The organism is Methylopila sp. Yamaguchi (assembly GCF_002897035.1).
Lineage (GTDB): Bacteria > Pseudomonadota > Alphaproteobacteria > Rhizobiales > Methylopilaceae > Methylopila.
Window position 1 is genome coordinate 402,589 of sequence record NZ_BAUX01000002.1, and the last position, 18,925, is coordinate 421,513.

Sequence of the window (18,925 nt, forward strand, 5' to 3'; positions counted from 1 at the left end):
GGCGACGCGCAATCAATGGACGGCGCGCGGGCGGCGAGATCCGCGGACGTCCGGAACAGCCTTTCGCATCAGGGGAGATTTCTCATGAAGACGCGTCTTTCAGCCGGTCTGCTGACCGGTCTTGCGCTGGCGCTGGCGACGCCGGCCTACGCGGACGTCACCATCGCGGTCGTCGGTCCGATGACCGGCTCAAACGCCGTCTACGGCGGCCAGATGCGCAACGGCGTCGAGCAGGCCGTGGCGGACATCAACGCCGCTGGCGGCGTGAACGGCGAGAAGCTGGTGCTGAAGGTGGGCGACGACGCCTGCGACCCGAAGCAGGCGGTCAACGTCGCGAACCAGATGGCCGGCGAGAAGGTCAAGTTCGTGGTCGGCCACTACTGCTCGGGCTCGTCGATCCCGGCCTCCGCGGTCTACGCCGAAGAAGACATCATCGAGATTTCGCCGGCCTCGACCAACCCCGTGTTCACCGACAAGCGCGCGGGACCGTCGATCTACCGCATCTGCGGCCGCGACGACCAGCAGGGCGCCGTCGCCGGCAAGTACATCGCCGAGAACTTCAAGGGCAAGAAGGTCGCGATCCTTCACGACAAGTCGGCCTACGGCAAGGGCATCGCCGACGAGACGCTGAAGGCGCTGCAGGCGGCCGGCGGCAAGGAGACCCTCTACGAGGCGATCACCGCGGGCGAAAAGGACTATTCCGCCCTCGTCTCCAAGCTGAAGCAGGCCGGCGTCGAGGTCATCTACCTCGGCGGCTACCACACCGAAGGCGGCCTGATCGTCCGCCAGCTCCGCGAGCAGGGCGTGAACGCTCCGCTGATCGGCGGCGACGCGCTCGCCACCAGCGACTTCTGGGCCATCACCGGCAAGGCCGGCGAAGGCACCCTGTTCACCTTCCCGCCGGACCAGCGCAAGCTGCCCTCGGCGGCGGAAGTCGTCGCCAAGTTCAAGGCCAAGAACTTCGACCCGCAGGGCTATACGCTCTACAGCTACGCCGCCGTGCAGATCTACGCCGACGCGCTGAAGGCCGCGAAGTCGTCCGACACGGAGAAGGTGCTCGCGGAAATGAACAAGGCCAACTTCAAGACCATCGTCGGCGACGTGAAGTTCGACGAGAAGGGCGATCCTACGGTCGCCGGCTACGTGTTCTACGAGTTCAAGGACGGCTCCTACGTCGAGAAGTGACGTCGGCCGCCTGACACTCCCGAGGCCCGCCTTCCGAGGCGGGCCTTTTCGTTTGGCGGAACCGTCGACCGCTTGAGCGCGCGCGACCGCCATTGCCAAGCGCGGCGAAGCGGGGACAATGCGCGCCATGTCGCATGCCCCCTCCCGTTCCCCGCTCCTCCTCATCCTCTTCGCCGGGCTCTTCGGCGCCGCTGGCGTCGCGCTCGCGGCCGTCGCGGCGCACCGGGTGGACAGCCCTCTGCTCGGAACCGCATCGAACTTCCTGATGCTGAACGCGGCCGCCCTGATCGCGCTGGCGGCGGCGGCGCGGGCCTTCGCGGCCGGCGCCAGGCTCGTCGTTTCCGCCTGGGGCATCGCGCTCGGGACGCTGCTGTTCTGCGGCGACCTCACGCTGCGGGCGCTGAACGGCGCGAGCCCTTGGTCCATGGCGGCGCCGACCGGCGGGACGCTGATGATCCTTGGCTGGCTCAGCGTCGCGATCGGCGCGCTCCTCGTCGCGTTCCGACGGCCGGAGGCCCCGTGAGCCGAGCGCGCGTCGCCGTCCTCGGCATCTTCGCGGCGGATCTCGTATTCCGCGCCCAAAGGCTTCCGAAACTCGGCGAGACGCTGCTCGCGGACGGCTTTTCGCTCGGCGCGGGCGGCAAGGGCTCGAACCAGGCGATCGCAGCGGCCAAGGCCGGCGCGGACGCGGCGCTGATCACGCGCATCGGCGCCGATCCCTTCGCGGCGGTCGCCCGATCGGAATGGGCCGCGGCCGGCGTCGACGCGGGCCCCGTAATCGCGGACCGCAGCCGCCCGACCGGCGCGGCCTTCATCTTCGTTCAGTCGGACGGCGGCGAGAACGCCATCATCGTCGAGCCCGGCGCCGCGGGGGCGCTTTCGGCGGAGGACGCGGAGGCCGCGCGGGACGTCATCACGGGCGCGCGCGTGTTCATGACCCAGCTGGAACAGCCGATCGCGGCCGCGCGCACAGGCCTCCGGATCGCTCGGTCGGCCGGCGTCGCGACCTTGCTCAATCCCGCGCCCGCGGCGCCGCTCGACGACGCCCTGCTGGGGCTCTGCGACTACCTTACGCCCAACGAAAGCGAGGCGGAGGCGCTGACGGGCGTCGCCGTCGCAACGCTCGACGACGCCCGTCGGGCCGGCGACGCCTTGATCGCCCGCGGCGTGGGCTGCGCCGTGGTGACGCTCGGGGCGCGCGGCGCGCTCGTCCATGGGCCAGGCGTCTCGGAGATCGCGCCGGCGCTCGACGCCGGCCCCGTCGTCGACACCACCGGCGCGGGTGACTGCTTCGCCGGCGCTTTCGCCGCAGCGCTCGCCGAAGGCCGTCCGCCGCTCGACGCCGCCCGCTTCGGCTGCGCCGCGGCGGGCCTGTCGGTCACGCGGCCGGGCGCCGGGCGCTCGATGCCCACGCGGGCGGAGATCGACGCGCTGCTCGATCGCCAGCCTCGGCTTGCGCGGTGAGGCGGAACGCCGTCTCGTAGCGACGCCGATCGACACAGCAGGACCGCGCGAGCCATGGGCGAGACCTCCTCCGAGCCGAGCCTTCTCGTCGAGCGCCGCGGGGCCGTCGCGCTGTTCACGCTCAACAGGCCGTCGCGCATCAACGCCTTTACGCCGGAGCTTTTGGCGGCGCTGGCTTCCGCCTTCGACGCGGCGGAAGCCGACGCGGCGGTGCGCGCCATCGTGATCACCGGCGCCGGCCGCGGCTTCTGCTCGGGCCAGGACATCGGGCTGATCGCGACGCTGCCGCCGGAAGAGCGCGACGTCGGCCGCATCCTCCGCGACTTCTACGAGCCGGTGATTGCGAAAATGCGCTCCTCGCCGTTGCCCGTCGTGGCCGCCGTGAACGGCGTCGCGGCCGGCGCCGGCGCGAACTTCGCGCTGCTGGCGGACATCGTGGTGGCGGGGCGGTCGGCCGAGTTCGTGGAGGCTTTCGTGAAGATCGGCCTGGCGCCGGACGTCGCCGGCTCCTGGACGCTGCCGCGGCTGGTGGGCGCGGCCCGCGCCAAGGCGCTCGCGTTGCTCGCCGAACCGATCAAGGCGGAGACGGCGGAGGCCTGGGGGCTGATCTGGAAGGCGGTCGACGACGACCGGCTGCTGGACGAGGCCTTCGCCATCGCCGAACGGCTCGCCGGCCAATCGGCCAGCGCGACGGCCCTGACCAAGCGCCTGCTGAACGCCTCCGCCGGCAACGACCTCGACGCCCAGCTCGCCCTGGAGCGGGAGTTGCAGACGGAAGCCGCGGCCTCCGCCGACCACGCCGAGGGCGTCCGCGCCTTCATGGAGAAGCGCCCGCCGCGCTGGTCCGAGCGGAGTTGAGCGTCGGCGCGCTGCCGCCCGCCTTGCGCGTCCCTGCGCCGCGGGCCTAAACCGAACGCCCTGATTCCCTCTCGTCCGACGGAGCTTCCATGCGCGCCGAGGATCCCCAGCTCGTTCGTCTCGCCGACTACCGCCCCTCGGACTTCCTGATCGACACCGTCGATCTCGACGTGGACCTCGACCCGCACGCGACGCGGGTCACGGCGCGGCTGAAGATGCGGCCGAACCCGGAGGGTCGCGAAGACGCGGCGCTCGCGCTCGACGGCGACGAGCTCAAGCTGGTCTCGGTCGCGATCAACGGCGCCGCGCTCGAGGCCGACGCGATCGACGTCTCGCCGGAGCGGCTCAGCATCGCCAACCCGCCGCGCGGACCGTTCGAGCTCACGATCGTCACCGAGATCGATCCGACCGCGAACACGCGCCTGATGGGCCTCTACCGCTCCAATGCGTCCTACACGACGCAGTGCGAGGCCGAGGGCTTTCGCCGCATCACCTACTTCCTCGACCGGCCGGACGTGCTTGCGGTCTACACCACCCGGATCGAAGGGCCCGCCGACGAGACGCCGCTGCTGCTTTCGAACGGCAACCTGGTGGAGACCGGCGACGCCGGGAACGGCCGCCGGTTCGCCGTCTGGCACGACCCGCATCCAAAGCCGTCCTACCTCTTCGCGCTCGTCGCGGGCGACCTGGCCAAGGTCTCCGACACCTTCATCACTCAGTCCGGCCGCACGGTCGCGGTGGAGGTGTTCGTCGAGCACGGCAAGGAGGACCGCGCCCCCTACGCCCTCGACGCCATCAAGCGCTCCATGCGCTGGGACGAGGAGGTCTTCGGCCGAGAGTACGATCTCGACGTCTTCATGGTCGTCGCCGTCTCGCACTTCAACATGGGCGCGATGGAGAACAAGGGCCTCAACGTCTTCAACGACAAGTACGTGCTGGCGAGCCCCGAGACCGCGACCGACGGCGACTACGCCAACATCGAAGCGATCATCGCCCACGAATACTTCCACAACTGGACCGGCAACCGCATCACCTGCCGCGACTGGTTCCAGCTGTGCCTGAAGGAAGGCCTTACCGTGTTCCGCGACCAGGAGTTCACCTCCGACACGCGGTCGCGGCCAGTGAAGCGCATCCAGGACGTCCGCAACCTGCGCGCGGCGCAGTTCGCCGAGGACAGCGGCCCCCTCGCCCACCCCGTGCGGCCGCAGGCCTACGCCGAGATCAATAACTTCTACACGCCGACGGTCTACGAGAAGGGCGCGGAGGTCATCCGCATGCTCAAGGTCCTGATCGGGCCGGAGGCGTTCAAGGCGGGCATGGACCTCTACTTCGACCGTCACGACGGCCAGGCCTGCACCATCGAGCAATTCATCGCCTGCTTCGCCGAGGTCTCCGGCCGCGACCTGGGCCAGTTCATGCTCTGGTACCATCAGGCCGGAACGCCCGAGGTGACGGTCCGCACCGCCTACGACGCGGCGGCCAAGACCTTCACCGTGACGGCCACGCAGCGCGTGCCGGCGACCCCGGGCCAGCCGAACAAGCAGCCCGCCGTCATTCCGATGGTCACGGGCCTTGTGGGTCCGGGCGGCGCAGACTTGCCGCTGGTGATCGGCGGGGCGCCCGCCGGCCCCGTGTTCGCGCTCACCGAGGCCGAAACGACGCTCGTGTTCGAGCAGGTTCCTGCGCGGCCCGCGGCCTCGCTGTTCCGCAACTTCTCGGCGCCGGTGAAGCTCTCGACGGATCTCTCGGACGACGATCTGCTGTTCCTCGCGAAGGCCGATTCCGACCCCTTCAACCGGTGGCAGGCCGGCCAGACGGTGGCGCTGCGCAACCTCGTCGCCCGCGTCCGCGCTCTCCGCGCCGGCGCGCCCGCGCCGGAGGAGCCGCGGCTGGCGGAAGCGGTCGCCCGCGCCTTCGACCCGGCCGAGACCGACCACGCTTTCGCGGCCCAGGTGGCGGCGCTCCCGAGCGAGGGCGACGTCGCCCGCGAGATCGGCGAGGACGTCGATCCCGACGCGGTCCACGCAGCCCGCGCGGCGCTGAAGCTCGACCTCGCCCGCCGGCTCGCGGGCCCGCTGGCCGCCGCCTTCGAGCGGCTGGTCGACGAGGGTCCCTACTCGCCGGACGCCGCCTCCGCCAGCCGCCGCGCGCTGAAGATCTCGGCGCTCGACTACCTCGCCGCCGGCGGCGCGCCGGACGGCGTCGCCCGCGCCAAGGCGCTCTACGACGGCGCGACCAACATGACCGACCGCATCATGGCGCTGCAGGTGCTGTCGCTCTCGGCCTCCGACGCGCGAGAAGAGGCGCTGGCCGACTTCCACGATCGCTACAAGAGCGATCCCCTGCTGATCGACAAGTGGTTCCTGATCCAGGCCTCGGCCCCGCTGCCGGACACGCTGGACCGGGTGCGCGCGCTGATGACGACGCCGGCCTTCGACATCCGCAACCCCAACCGCGTGCGTTCGCTGGTCGGGGCCTTCGGCTCCGGCAACCCGACGCAGTTCAACCGCGCGGACGGCCTCGGCTACGCCTTCGTCGCCGAGGTGGCGCGGGAGCTGAACGGCACGAACCCGCAGGTGGCGGCGCGGCTCCTTGGCGCCTTCAAGACCTGGAGAGCGCTGGAGCCGGTCCGCCGCGGCAAGGCCGAGGCCGCGCTTCGCGCGGTCGCCGCCGCTCCCGACCTGTCGCCGGACGTCGGCGACATCGTCCGGCGCGCGCTCGGATGAATCGGGCGTTTGGTCAAGTGATTCATCCGACTCGCCTTTTTCGTCTGCCCTCTCAAAAGTAATTAACTGCGGGTTAATTCGCACTAGACAGCCGCGGCAGGTATTGATTCTAATAGCCAAGTCGAATCGGGCTGTCGGGATTATCTCCGGTCGACGTTCAATCAATCGTCGATCGGAAGGACAGACGCGATGGCGCGCGCCAACGTGGCAGGCATGCCTGTGCGCAGCTTCAGCGTAAAAGGCATGGCGCGGTCGATCGGCCGCCCCGCCTACCGCCGCCTGCTTTCCGCCGAACCCTTGCTCCGCAAGCTCGTCCCCTCCCTGATCATCGCCTTCCTCCTGATCGTCGGCGTGGGCGCCGTGATGCAGACGATCGACGCCCGCGCCCGCGCCCTGCGCTCCGCGGCGGACGAGATGTCGATGCTGGCGGCCGTCGCGGCCTATGAGGCGCCGCCGGTCATGGAGCGCGGCGGCGACGTCGGGCGACGTCTGGGCGCCGTGCTGCCCGGCAACGCCGGCGAGCGCGGTCGGCGCTACTACATCTCCGACGAGAACGGCCGCATCGTCGCCGCCTACGGGGCGCCCGAAGGATCGCTGCCGGCCGACCTCGTCACCCTGCTCGGCGCCGCGCAGCCGCTGACCACCTTCGGCGAGCGCGCCGGCGTGATGACGCTGACGCTGCCCGAGGGCGCTCAGGCGCTCGCGACGGTGCGCAATCTCGGCCAAGGCCGGCTCGGCCAAGTCGCGATGGTCCAGAACGTCGAGGCCGCGCTGGAGCCCTGGCGCTCCGCGACCGCGAGTTCGGTCACGCTCTACGCGTCCACCAGCTTCGTGCTGGCGCTGCTCGGCGTCGCCTTCCACTGGCAGGCCGCCCGCGCCCGCCAGGCCGACCAGATCTATGACCACGTCCGCCAGCGGATCGACACGGCGCTGTCGCGCGGCCGCTGCGGCCTGTTCGACTGGGACATCGCCCGCGGCCGCATCTTCTGGTCCCGCTCGCTGTTCGAGCTCCTCGGCTATCCCCCCCGCGACGAGCTGGTGTCGTTCGGCGAGTTCAACGCGCTGATCCATCCGGACGACGGCGACTTCTACGCACTGGCCGACGAGGTGGCCCGCGGCGTCACCACCAACATCGACCGCATGTTCCGGGTGCGCGACGCCCGCGGCCAGTGGATCTGGCTCCGCGCCCGCGCCGAACTGGTCCGCAACCGCGGCGACGACGGCCCGCGCCTGATCGGCATCTGCGTCGACGTCACCGAGCAGCGCGCGCTTCAGGAGCGCACGGCCACCGCCGACATGCGCCTGCGCGACGCGATCGAGACCATCTCCGAGGCCTTCGTGCTGTGGGACAGCGAGAACCGCCTCGTCATGTGCAACTCGAAGTTCCAGCAGCTCTACGAGCTGCGCGAGGAGGCGATCCTGCCGGGCGCGCACCGCGAGGCGATCATCGCCGCGGGCCGTCAGCCGGTGATCCTCAACCACGTCAAGCCGGAGGGCCGCATCGAGGAAGGCGCGCGCACCTACGATGCGCAGATCGAGGACGGCCGCTGGCTCCACATCAACGAACGCCGCACCAAGGACGGCGGCTTCGTCTCGGTCGGCACCGACATCACCTCGCTGAAGCGCCAGGAAGAGCGGCTGATGGAGAGCGAGCGGGCGCTGATGGCGAACGTCGCCGACATGCGCAAATCGCGTCAGACGCTCGAGGTCCAGGCGCAGCAGCTCGCCGACCTCGCCGAGAAATACGCCGAGCAGAAGAGCCAGGCGGAAAGCGCCTCGAAGGCGAAGTCCGACTTCCTGGCCAACATCTCGCACGAGCTCCGGACGCCGCTGAACGCCATCATCGGCTTCTCCGAGATCATGGAGAGCGGCATGTTCGGGCCGCTCGGCTCCGACAAGTACCATGAGTACTGCCGCGACATCCGCGAGAGCGGCCAGCACCTGCTGGACGTCATCAACGACGTGCTCGACATGTCGAAGATCGAGGCCGGCCGCTTCCGCCTAACGCACGAGACCATCGACATCGACAAGGTCGTGCTGGAGGCCATGCGCGTCATCACGCCCCGCGCCGAGGAGAAGTCGATCGCGCTCAGGGCCGAGGCCGCGACCGGCGTGACGGTGGAGGTCGACCGCCGGGCGCTGAAGCAGATCCTGCTGAACCTGCTGTCGAACGCGGTGAAGTTCACGCCTGCCGGCGGCCGGGTCACGGTGCGCACCCGCGCGGTCGGCGGCGCGCTGAACCTCTACATCGAGGACACCGGCATCGGCATACCGAAGGACGCGCTGCCGAAGCTCGGACGGCCGTTCGAGCAGGTGGAAAGCCAGTTCTCGAAGAGCCACAAGGGCTCCGGCCTCGGCCTCGCCATCTCGCGCTCGCTCACCGAACTCCACGGCGGCACCATGCGCATCCGCTCCACCCTGCAGGTCGGCACCGTGGTGCTCGTCCGTCTCCCGGTCCGCGCCGATCGGGCGATCGAGCCGGAAGAGAAGATCGCCTGACGGCGTTCAGCTCCCCGCCAGAACCCGCTTGGCGGCGGCCCGCACCGCCGCCTGCGCCTCCTTCAGAGTCGCCTGCAGCGTGCGGAAGTCCGGCGCCGCGGCGGCGCGGGCGAGCCGCAGCTTGAGCCCGGCCGGGGCGTTCGCGGGGTCGAAGGCGCCGTCGATCGCCAGCTTGACGATCTGCGTGAGGTCCTGCTGCAGACGCCCGCCCGAAGCCAGCGCCTCGTAGTCCTCCTCGCCGAGAAGGCCGAGACGCCGCGCTTCCGCGAGCGCCGCCAAGGTCGAGGCCCGCAGGATCTCGGGCCTTTCCTGCGCGTGGACGAGCTGCAGCGCCTGCGCGGCGAACTCGACGTCGACGAGCCCGCCAGGCGCGTGCTTCAGGTTCCAGGGACCGCCGTCGCCCTTCTCCTCGTCGAGCAGCGCCCGCATGTCACGGACGTCCGCCAGCACCTTCGCCCTGTCATGGGGCGCGCAGAGCGCCGCAGCGATCGCGGCCTCGACCTTGCGGCGGAACGCTTTGGGACCCGCGACCACGCGCGCCCGCGACAGCGCCATGTGCTCCCAGGTCTCGGCGTCTTCCGCCTGATAGGTCTCGAACGCCTTCAGCCGCGTCGCGAGCGGTCCCGCGCGGCCCGACGGGCGGAGTCGCACGTCGACCTCGTAGAGCACGCCTTCGCTTGTGGGCGCCGACAGCGCCGAGACGAGGCGCTGTGTGAGCCGCGCGAAATACTGGCTGGCGGCCAGCGGTCTTGGCCCGTCGCTCTCCGTCGCCTCGTCGGGATGGTCGTAGAGCAGGATGAGGTCGAGGTCGGAGGCCGCCGTCATCTCCTCGCCGCCGAGCTTGCCGAGCGCGACCACCGCGGCCGCGCCGCCTGGGACGCGGCCGTGCGCCTTCCGGAGCTCTGTCTCCACGGCGGCGAACAGCGCCGTCGTCAGCGCGTCGGCGATGCGCGAGAAGGCGGCCGCGGCCTGCTCCACCGGCACGACACCGGCCGCGACCCGCAAGGCCACGAGCGTTTTCAGCTCCTGCCCTGCGATCCGCGCGCGATCCAGCAGGTCCTCGTAGGAGCGCGCCTCCGACAGCGCGTCCGCAATCCGGGCGTCGAGCTCGGCCCGGTCCGGCAGATGGCCGAAGAAGGCCGGGTCCGTAAGCGCGTCGAGCACCCGCGGCCGGCGCGCGAGCGTCTCGCCCAGCTTCGGCGCGGCGCCGAGCACGTCCGCGAGCAGCTCGAGGATGTTCGGATTGGCGCGGATGAGCGCGAGCAGCGCCACGCCCGAGCGGGTGCGCTCCAGCGCCTTGTCGAAGGCGAACAGCGCGGCGTCGGGACGGCCGGACCGCGAGAAGGCGACCAGCATGGCGGGAACGAGTTCCGTCAGAAGCTCCCGCGCGCGGGCGGACCGCATCGCCTCGTAGCGGCCATGATGCCAGCCGCGCACGATGGCGGAGACCGACGAGGACTCCGCATAGCCAAGGCCTTTCAGCGTCTCGAGCGTGCCGGGATCGTCCGCCTCCCCGGTGAAAACGAGATTGCCGACGTCCGCCGCGAGGGGTGGGGCGTCCTCGAACAGCTTGGCGTAGTGCTTCTGCACCGTCTTGAGCCGCTTCGTCAGCGCTTTCGCGAAGGCGTCGCGGGAGGCGAAGCCTGCGAAACGGGCGAAGGCCGCCAGCCGCTCCGGGTCCTCCGGCAGCGAATGGGTCTGGGCGTCGTCGACCATCTGCAGCCGGTGCTCGATCGTCCGCAGGAAGCCGTAGGCCTCGCCCATCTCGTCCCGCGCCGCGGCGGTGATCCAGCCGGCGTCCGCGAGCTTCGCGAGGCCCTCGATCGTCCCGCGCGTCTGCAGCTCGGGATCGCGGCCGCCAGCGACGAGCTGCTGGGTCTGCACGAAGAACTCGATCTCCCGGATGCCGCCGCGGCCGAGCTTGAGGTTGTGCCCCTCCACCGCGATCGCGCCATGGCCTTTGTGGGCGTGGATCTGCCGCTTCATGGCGTGGATGTCGGAGATCGAGGCGTGGTCGAGCGAGCGGCGCCAGATGAAGGGCCGCAGCTCCTTCAGGAAGGACTCACCGGCCACGCGGTCGCCGGCGACCACGCGGGCCTTGATCATGGCGGCCCGCTCCCAGTTCTGGCCGACCGTCTCGTAGTAGGACATGGCGGCGTCGCGGGAGAGCGCGACCGGCGTCGCGCCGGGGTCGGGCCGCAGGCGCAGATCGACGCGCGCGACGTAGCCGTCCGCCGTGCGCTCCTGCAGCAGCTTGGCCATGCTCTGGGCGACCCGCACGAACAGCGTGACGGCTTCCTCGCCCTCGGCGACCGGCGCGACCAGCGGGTCGAAGAACACGACGAGGTCGACGTCGGAGGAGTAGTTCAGCTCGCGCGCGCCGAGCTTGCCCATCCCGAGCACGAACAGCCCGGAACCGGTCTCCGGGTCCGCGATGTCCGGGAGGTGCAGCTTCCCCGAGGCCGCGGCCTCTCGGAGCGCGAAGCGCAGCGCAGCGGCGATCGCGGCGTCCGCGACGTCGGACAGCGCGCGGGTGACCTCGGCGCAGTCCCACACTCCGCCGAGATCCGCGAACGCAATCAGCAGCGCCGCCTCCGCGCGGCCCCGGCGCAGCGCGCGGGCGAGAGCCGCCCGTTCGTCGCCCGAGGCGGCGGCCGCCGTGATGCGTTCGACGATCTCGCCCAGCCTCCGTTCCGGCTCGGCCTCGAACAGCGCGGCGGCGCGGGCTGGATCGCGGAGGATCAAACCCCAGAGAAACGGCGAGCCGTCGGCGACCGCCTCGAGGAGCGCCTGGGCCGGGGCCGAAGACGCCGACTCCGCAAGCGCCGGCGCGTCGCGCAGCAAAGCGGCGACCGCCGCGCGGGCGGCCTTCGGCTCCGCCGGCTGGGCGGCGATCGCGAGCCTCGCTGCGAGCGCGCGGTTGTCCTGCGCCGATGCGGGCGCGGCCGTCTTGCGTGCGGTCATCGCCGGTCCTCCCTTTCGCGCGACCTTAGCAGCCGGCCGCATGAGGGAGACCTAGCCAAAGGCGTGATTGAGGCGGCCGCTACTCCGCAGCCTTGGCGCCGGCGCTCGGCGCCGGCAACGCCGGAGGCGCGGGCGGCGGCAACGCTTGCGCCTGGATCGGCAAGGTGAGGACCGCCCGCAGGCCCGGTTCGTTGTCGGCGAGCGTCAACGCGCCGCCATGAAGTCGGGCGACGGCGGACACCAGCGCGAGGCCGAGACCTGAGCCAGGCCGCGAGCGCGAGGTGTCCAGCCGCACGAAGCGATCCATTGCCCGGGCCTTGTCCGCGTCCGGGATGCCAGGCCCGCGGTCGGCGACCACGATGCGGGCGAGATCGCCCTCGCCGTGCGCGGTCACCCTCACCTCCCCGTTGGAGCCGCCATAGTTCAAGGCGTTCTCGATCAGGTTCGCCACCGCCTGTCCGATCAGTTCGCGGTTGCCGAGCGCCTGGATCGGCTCCGGCGTCTCGACCACCAGCGCCACGCCCCGCTCCTCCGCCAGCGGCTCGTAGAGCTCGGCCACGCTGCCCGCGATGTCGGCGAGGTCGACCGGGGCAAGTTGGTCGCGGGCGCCGCCGGATTCAGCGCGCGCGATCAACAGCAGCGCGTTGAAGATGCCGAGCATCGCGTCGGTGTCGGCGATCACGCGCTCCATCGCGCCCGCCCAGTCGTCCTCGCTACGGGCGTCGCGCAACGCGGCCTCAGCCCGGTTGCGCAGCCGGTTCAGAGGCGTCTTGAGGTCGTGGGCGATGTTGTCGGAGACCTCCTTCAGCCCGGCCATCAGCTCGTTGATCCGGTCGAGCATGGCGTTCGTGGCCTGGGCGAGGCGGTCGAACTCATCATCCAGGCCAGTGACGGCGAGCCGGCCCGAAAGGTCGCCGGCCATGATGCCGCGCACGGTGTCGGTCATGGCGTCGATGCGGTTCAGCACCCGCCGCGCGACGAACACCCCACCTGCGAGCCCGAGCACCACGACGAGCGCCAGCGACCATTGCACAGCGTTGGCTATGACGCCGGAGAGGCGCTCCCGCTCCTCGGTGTCGCGGCCCACCAGCAGCCGGTAGCCGCCGGGCAGGACGAACACGCGCACGACGGCGGGATAGGGCGCGACCGCGGCCTCGCCCGCTCGCTGATAAGGCAGCTCGCGCTCGCCCTGCTCCGCGAGCGCCGCGTCCGGCAGGCCGACGACGTTGCCGGCCAGCACGTCGCCGGCGAAGGTGGTCAAGAGATAGAGCGTGCCGGCGCCGCGGTTGGAGCGCTCCTCCACCGTCGCCACCAGCTTGCGGATGCCGCCCTGGCGGTACTGCTCGGCGAGGCCGGTGATCTCGGCGTTGACGGTGGCGTTGAGCTGGGCCGCGATCAGCGCGTTCGCGTGCCACGACACATAGGCCAGAACGACGACGGAAAGGGTCGCGAAGACGACGAGATAGGCGAGCGCCAGCCGGAAGGCTGTGGTGCGGAGAAGCTTACCGAGCGCCGTCACGTATCACGTACCCCGCTCCGCGCACGGTGTGCAGCAGCGGCTTGTCGAAGCCCTTGTCGATCTTCGAGCGAAGCCGCGAGACGTGCACGTCGATGACGTTGGTCTGCGGGTCGAAATGATAGTCCCAGACGTTCTCGAGCAACATGGTGCGCGTCACGACCTGCCCGGCGTTGCGCATGAGGTATTCGAGCAGCCGGAACTCGCGGGGTTGGAGCACGATCTCCTGGCCGGCGCGCGTCACGGTGTGGGACAGCCGGTCGATCTCGAGATCGCCGACCCTGTAGACCGTGTCGCCGGCGCCCGCCGCCCCGCGCCGCGCGAGCGCCTCGACGCGGGCGAGCAGTTCGGCGAAGGCGTAGGGCTTGGTGAGGTAGTCGTCGCCGCCGGCGCGAAGCCCGTCGACGCGATCGTCGACCTGGCCCAGCGCCGAGAGGATCAGCACCGGCGTCGTCGCGCCCTCGGCGCGCAATCGACCGATCAGCGAGAGGCCGTCGAGCTTCGGCAGCATGCGATCGACGACGAGGACGTCGTAGTTCGACGCGGAGGCGAGCGCGTAGCCGTCGAGGCCGTCCGCCGCGTGATCGGCCACATGGCCGGCCTCGGTTAGGGCCTTGACGACATAGGCCGCGGCTTCGCGGTCGTCTTCGACGATCAGGAGCTTCATGGCCGTGGTCATGGCCCGCCTTTCAGGCCGCCGCAAGCGGGTTCGCGAGCGCTGGCCCAGAAGCTTGAACGAGGGTGGAAAAAGGACCCTCCGGAGGAGAGGGTCGAACCTCCGGAGGGCCTATCGGCGACGAGCGGCGGACGGTCACGGGACACAACCGTCCGCCGGTCGCCTGCGGAAGACCCGGCGTCGTCGATGGGGGCGCGATCGACGCCTAGGTCCCCGCGTCAGCCGCGGGACTTATCCGCGGCCGATCTCGATGGCGACGAAGCGCGTGGCGTCGCCGCGCTTGACGCGGAGCAGGACCGACTTCTTGCCGCCCTTCTGGGCGGCGTCGAGCGACGCGGTGACGTCGCGGGCGCTGGACACCTCGCGGTCGCCGACCTGCAGGATCAGGTCGCCGGATTCGAGCTTGCCGGCGGCCGAGCCGTCGTCGTCGACGCCGGTGACCACGAGGCCCTTGTCGCCCGAACCCGCGACCTTCGAGGCCGGCGTCACCTGGATGCCGAGCTTGACGTTGGCGGACGGCTCGTTGCTGTCCTCGTCGTCCTGGGTCTTAAGCGAAGCCTCCTGGGTCTCGGGCAGCTTGCCGAGCGTGAGCTCGGTGGTCTGCTCGCGGCCGTCGCGCCAATAGGTGAGCTGCACCTTGGTGCCGGGCGCCATTCCGCCGATCTTGCGCGACAGGTCGCGGGCGGCCTCGACGGTCTCGCCGTTGACCTTGAGGATCGTGTCGCCGGACTTGAGGCCGGCCTGCTCGCCCGGAGTGCCCTTCTGGGCCTCGGCGACCAGCGCGCCTTCCGCCTTCTTAAGGCCGAGGCTGTCCGCGATGTCCTCGGTCACCGGCTGGATCTGCACGCCGATGTAGCCGCGGGCGACCTTGCCCTCGGACTTCAGCTTCTGGACGATGTCGGCGGCCACCTCGGACGGGATCGAGAAGGCGATGCCGACGTTGCCGCCCGACGGCGAGTAGATCGCGGTGTTCACGCCGACCACTTCGCCCTTCAGGTTGAAGGTCGGGCCGCCGGAGTTGCCGTGGTTCACGGCGGCGTCGATCTGCAGGAAGTCGTCATAGGGTCCGGCGCCGATGTCGCGGCCGCGGGCCGAGACGATGCCGGCCGTGACGGTTCCGCCGAGGCCGAAGGGGTTGCCGACCGCAAGCACCCAGTCGCCGACCTTGGTGTCCTTGGCGCTGTCGAACTTCACGAAGGGGAACTCCTTCTTCGCGCCGTCGATCTTGAGCAGCGCGAGGTCGGTGCGGCTGTCGGTGCCGACCACCTTGGCCTTCAGCGTGTCGCCGCCGTCGGTCAGCACTTCGACGTCCTGGCCGCCCTGCACGACGTGATTGTTGGTCACGACGTAGCCGTCGGCCGAGATGAAGAAGCCCGAGCCTTGCGACATGCCGAACTTGCGCGGCGACCGCTTCGGACCGCCTTCGCCCTGCTGACCGAACTGCTTGAAGAAGCGCTTCAGCGGGTGATCGTCGGGAAGCTGGTCGAGCCCGGGGATCGAGCCGGGACCGGACTGCGGCCCGCTGTCGTCGCCGCCGGCGACCTTGGTCGGGTCGACGCCCTTCACGCGCACGCTCACCACGGCGGGCTTCACCCGCTCAATGATCCCCGAGAAGCTCGGAAGCGCCGGCGCGGGCGCGGGGTTGATCTCGGTCGATTGCGCGAAGGCCGGCGCGACGGCGGTCGTCAGCGCCTCGCCGCCCAGCGCGCCGGCGACGCCCAGCGCCAGCGCGGAGACGAGAAGGGTCTTGCGTCCGCGCTTCAGAAAGCCGCGCGGCGTCTTGGTGGTGAATTCGGGTTCAGTCGACATCTTGAGCGTCTCTCCGCAGAGGTGATCCTGCAGGGCCATATGGGCCTTCGGGGAGAGACATTCAGCCCGTCCGCCTTACGCGATCCTGTCGGGCGGATGAAATGTGCGTAAGCCGTGAAATCGCCTTGATTCAGACGGTCCGCGAGGCGTCGCGGTCTTCGGCGAGCAACGCTTCGAGCCTGGCGCGCTCCTCCGCGGTCAAGGCGTCGGCGGGCCCGTCGCGGCGGCGCGAGCGGAGAGCCCACACGAGATAGCCCGCGAGCCCCACGACCAGCACGCCCGGCGCGAACAGCCAGAGCAGCGCGGTGTCCCGGCGGAAGCGCGGCTTCAGCAGCACGAACTCACCGTAACGATCGACCAGGAAATCGAGAACTTGCGCGTCGCTGTCGCCGGCTTTGATCCGCTCGCGCACCAGGAGCCGCAGGTCCTTGGCGAGCTGGGCGTCGCTGTCGTCGATCGACTGGTTCTGGCAGACCATGCAGCGCAGCTCGTAGCTCAACGCCCGCGCGCGGGATTCGAGCGCCGGGTCGGCGAGCTCCTCGCCTGGCTGGACGGCGAAGGCGGGAAGCGCGAGCAGGAGGCAAGCTGCCGACATTCCGGCGGCAACGAAGCGGAGAGCCGGGATCCCCGTCCGCGCACGGGCGCCTTCAGGAGCCTGCGCCGACCTACGATCCCGGGTCCGCTTCCGACCATCCGGGATGACGAGCTTGCTCACGATCACTCCGCGGGCTGCAGCGCGGGCGAAGCCCGCGCGGCCTTGCGCGGCGCGCCGACCCTCAGGCGGCGGTCGGCGAGGGACAGCAGGCCTCCGAAGGCCATCACGATCGCGCCGAGCCAGATCAGCGTAACGAGCGGCTTGTAGGAGATGCGCAGGGCGGTCTTGCCGTCGCCGCGCTCCTCGCCCATCGCGGCGTAGAGTTGTGACACGCCGAAGGTGGCGATGCTCGATTCCGTCAGGTCCATCTTGCGCGCGGTGTAGAGGCGGCGCGCCGGCTCCAGCCGGGCGACCTCGACCCCGCCCTCGCGGACCACGAGCTCGGCCGCAGTCGTGCGGTAGTTCGGCCCCGGCCGCTGTTCGACGCCCTGAAACGCGATCTGCCGGCCGGCGAAGTCGATCTGCTCGCCCGGCCGCATCGCCAGCACGACCTCGCTCGACCATGCGGTGGCGGCCACGACGCCGAGCAGCGTCACGCCCATGCCGGCATGGGCGAGCGCCCCGCCCCAGCTGGACGACGGCAGTCCCCTGGCGCGGCGCAGGCTTTCGCCCAGCGGCGCGCGGAACAGCTTGGTCCGCTCCATCACCTCGGAGAAGGCGCCCACGATCGCGAACAGCGCGAGGCCGACGCCGAGGGCCGCGAGCGTCGGACCGCCCTGCACGAAGCCCGCGACCAGCACCGTGGCGAGCACCGCGACGCCGACCGCGCCCACCATGCCGCGCGCCGCCCTCGTCGCGTCGCCCCGCTTCCAGGCGAGCAGCGGCGCGAACGGCATCACCAGCATGATCGGCAGCATCAGCGGGCCGAAGGTGTTGTTGAAGAACGGGGGGCCGACCGAGATTTTCTCGCCGGTCGCCGCCTCGAGCGCGAGCGGATAGAGCGTGCCCACGAAGACGGCCGCGGTGGCGGCGGTCAGGAACAGGTTGTTCAGCACCAGCGCGCCCTCGCGCGACACCGGCGCGAAGATCCCGCCCTGCTTCAGCGCCGGCGCCCGGATGGCGTAGAGCGCCAGGCTTCCGCCGACGAAGACCGCCAGAATGATCAGGATCGCGACGCCGCGCGCGGGGTCGACGGCGAAGGCGTGGACCGAGGTCAGCACGCCCGAGCGGACGAGGAAGGTGCCGAGCAGCGACAGCGCGAAGGTGAGCAGCGCGAGCAGGATCGTCCAGACCTTCAGCGCGTCCCGCTTCTCCATGACGACCGCCGAATGCAGCAGCGCGGTGCCGGAGAGCCACGGCATCAGGGAGGCGTTCTCGACCGGGTCCCAGAACCAGAAGCCGCCCCAGCCGAGCTCATAATAGGCCCAGTAGGAGCCCATCGCGATGCCGAGCGTCAGGAACAGCCACGCCATCAGCGTCCACGGGCGCACCCAGCGCGCCCAGGCCGCGTCGACCTTGCCCTCGATCAGCGCGGCGACGGCGAAGGAGAACGCCATCGAGAAGCCGACGTAGCCGACGTAGAGCAGCGGCGGATGGATCGCGAGGCCGGGATCCTGCAGCAGCGGATTGAGGTCCTGGCCTTCGAGCGGCGACGGATCGACCCGGGTGAAGGGGTTCGAGGTCAGCAGCACGAACAGCAGGAAGGCCACGCCGATCATGCCCTGCACGCCGAGCACGTCGGCCTTCAGGCGGTCCGGCAGGTTGCGTCCGAAGGCGGCGACCAGCGCGCCGAACAGCGTGAGGATCAGCACCCAGAGCAGCAGCGAGCCCTCGTGGTTCCCCCATACGCCGGAGATCTTGTAGATCAGGGGCTTCGCCGAATGGGAGTTCTCGATCACGTTCAGAAGCGAGAAGTCGGAAGTCACATAAGCGTGGGTCAGCGCCGCGAAGGAAACGGCCACAAGCACGAACTGGCCAAGCGCGAGAGGGCTCGCGAGCCCCATCAGCGCGGCGTCGCGGGCGCGCGCGCCCCACACCGGCAGCGCCGACTGCAGAAGGGCGAGCGCCAGCGCCAGCACCAGCGCGTAGTGGCCGATCTCAGCGATCACTTGGCGGCTCCCTGCGCGGCGGCGGGCGTCTGGCCGGGCGTTTGGCCCTCATTCCAGAGCCCCTGCGCCTTGAGCCGATCCGCCACGTCCTTCGGCATGTAATTCTCGTCGTGCTTGGCGAGCACGTTGTCGGCCTTGAAGCCGCCTTCGGGCTGCACGAAGCCCTCGGTCACCACGCCCTGCCCCTCGCGGAAGAGGTCCGGCAGCAGGCCGGAGTAGGTCACGCTCATGTCACTGGCGTTGTCGGTCACGACGAAGCGCACCGTAGAGCCCTCGTGGACGATCGAGCCGTGCTTCACGAGCCCGCCCAGCCGGAAGCGCTGGCCGGGCGTCACGTCCATCTTGGCGATCTCGCTCGGGGTGCGGAAGAACACGATGGTGTCGTCGAGCGCGTAGAGCACAAGCGCCGTCGCCGCCGAGAGCACGAGGCCGACCAGCGCGAACAGCGCGAACCGGCGGCGCTTGCGGGAGGAGCCGCGGCGGCGGGGCGAGGGAAAGGCGGAGGGCGCGGCGTCGATCGTCATC

Annotated in this window: 13 protein-coding genes; 6 read left to right on the top strand and 7 right to left on the bottom strand. The window is 70.6% G+C overall.

The window, feature by feature from the left end; all coding sequences use genetic code 11:
* Positions 1 to 84: 84 nt before the first annotated feature.
* From METY_RS04115 to METY_RS04140, 6 genes are all read left to right on the top strand, one after another.
* Positions 85 to 1,185 (top strand): branched-chain amino acid ABC transporter substrate-binding protein, encoded by a 1,101-nt coding sequence (locus METY_RS04115; RefSeq protein ID WP_103120095.1) that lies wholly within the window; start codon positions 85 to 87, stop codon positions 1,183 to 1,185.
* Positions 1,186 to 1,312: 127 nt separating this feature from the next.
* A complete protein-coding gene (locus tag METY_RS04120; protein WP_346433149.1) occupies positions 1,313 to 1,708 on the top strand; it encodes a DUF423 domain-containing protein in 396 nt (131 codons plus the stop codon).
* Positions 1,705 to 2,649, top strand: coding sequence for a ribokinase (locus METY_RS04125; RefSeq protein ID WP_103120097.1), 945 nt, complete (start codon positions 1,705 to 1,707; stop codon positions 2,647 to 2,649). Before METY_RS04120 ends, METY_RS04125 begins: the two co-directional genes overlap by 4 nt.
* A 54-nt stretch (positions 2,650 to 2,703) precedes the next feature.
* The gene (locus METY_RS04130; RefSeq protein ID WP_103120098.1) at positions 2,704 to 3,507 is read left to right on the top strand and encodes an enoyl-CoA hydratase-related protein; all 804 of its coding nucleotides are present in this window, start codon (positions 2,704 to 2,706) and stop codon (positions 3,505 to 3,507) included.
* 89 nt (positions 3,508 to 3,596) lie between these two features.
* Positions 3,597 to 6,233, top strand: a complete 2,637-nt coding sequence (gene pepN, locus METY_RS04135; protein WP_103120099.1) for an aminopeptidase N — start codon at positions 3,597 to 3,599, stop codon at positions 6,231 to 6,233.
* A 189-nt stretch (positions 6,234 to 6,422) separates the two neighbouring features.
* The gene (locus tag METY_RS04140) at positions 6,423 to 8,732 is read left to right on the top strand and encodes a PAS domain-containing sensor histidine kinase (protein ID WP_200819588.1); all 2,310 of its coding nucleotides are present in this window, start codon (positions 6,423 to 6,425) and stop codon (positions 8,730 to 8,732) included.
* A gap of 6 nt (positions 8,733 to 8,738) precedes the next feature.
* Here METY_RS04140 and METY_RS04145 read toward each other — a convergent pair whose 3' ends face one another.
* From METY_RS04145 to ccmE, 7 genes are all read right to left on the bottom strand, one after another.
* Entirely contained in the window at positions 8,739 to 11,696 is a 2,958-nt protein-coding gene (locus tag METY_RS04145) for a bifunctional [glutamine synthetase] adenylyltransferase/[glutamine synthetase]-adenylyl-L-tyrosine phosphorylase (protein ID WP_103120100.1), read from the bottom strand.
* 79 nt (positions 11,697 to 11,775) lie between these two features.
* Positions 11,776 to 13,215, bottom strand: a complete 1,440-nt coding sequence (locus tag METY_RS04150; protein WP_103120101.1) for a sensor histidine kinase — start codon at positions 13,213 to 13,215, stop codon at positions 11,776 to 11,778.
* The gene (locus tag METY_RS04155; RefSeq protein WP_304481660.1) at positions 13,199 to 13,891 is read right to left on the bottom strand and encodes a response regulator transcription factor; all 693 of its coding nucleotides are present in this window, start codon (positions 13,889 to 13,891) and stop codon (positions 13,199 to 13,201) included. Before METY_RS04155 ends, METY_RS04150 begins: the two co-directional genes overlap by 17 nt.
* 228 nt (positions 13,892 to 14,119) lie before the next feature.
* A complete protein-coding gene (locus METY_RS04160) occupies positions 14,120 to 15,697 on the bottom strand; it encodes a Do family serine endopeptidase (protein WP_244593509.1) in 1,578 nt (525 codons plus the stop codon).
* 130 nt (positions 15,698 to 15,827) lie between these two features.
* Positions 15,828 to 16,292 (bottom strand): cytochrome c-type biogenesis protein, encoded by a 465-nt coding sequence (locus METY_RS04165; RefSeq protein WP_103120103.1) that lies wholly within the window; start codon positions 16,290 to 16,292, stop codon positions 15,828 to 15,830.
* Between the two features lie 122 nt (positions 16,293 to 16,414).
* Entirely contained in the window at positions 16,415 to 18,400 is a 1,986-nt protein-coding gene (locus METY_RS04170; RefSeq protein ID WP_103120104.1) for a heme lyase CcmF/NrfE family subunit, read from the bottom strand.
* The gene (gene ccmE / locus METY_RS04175; RefSeq protein WP_103120105.1) at positions 18,397 to 18,924 is read right to left on the bottom strand and encodes a cytochrome c maturation protein CcmE; all 528 of its coding nucleotides are present in this window, start codon (positions 18,922 to 18,924) and stop codon (positions 18,397 to 18,399) included. The genes METY_RS04170 and ccmE overlap by 4 nt, the downstream gene beginning before the upstream one ends.
* Position 18,925 lies beyond the last annotated feature (1 nt).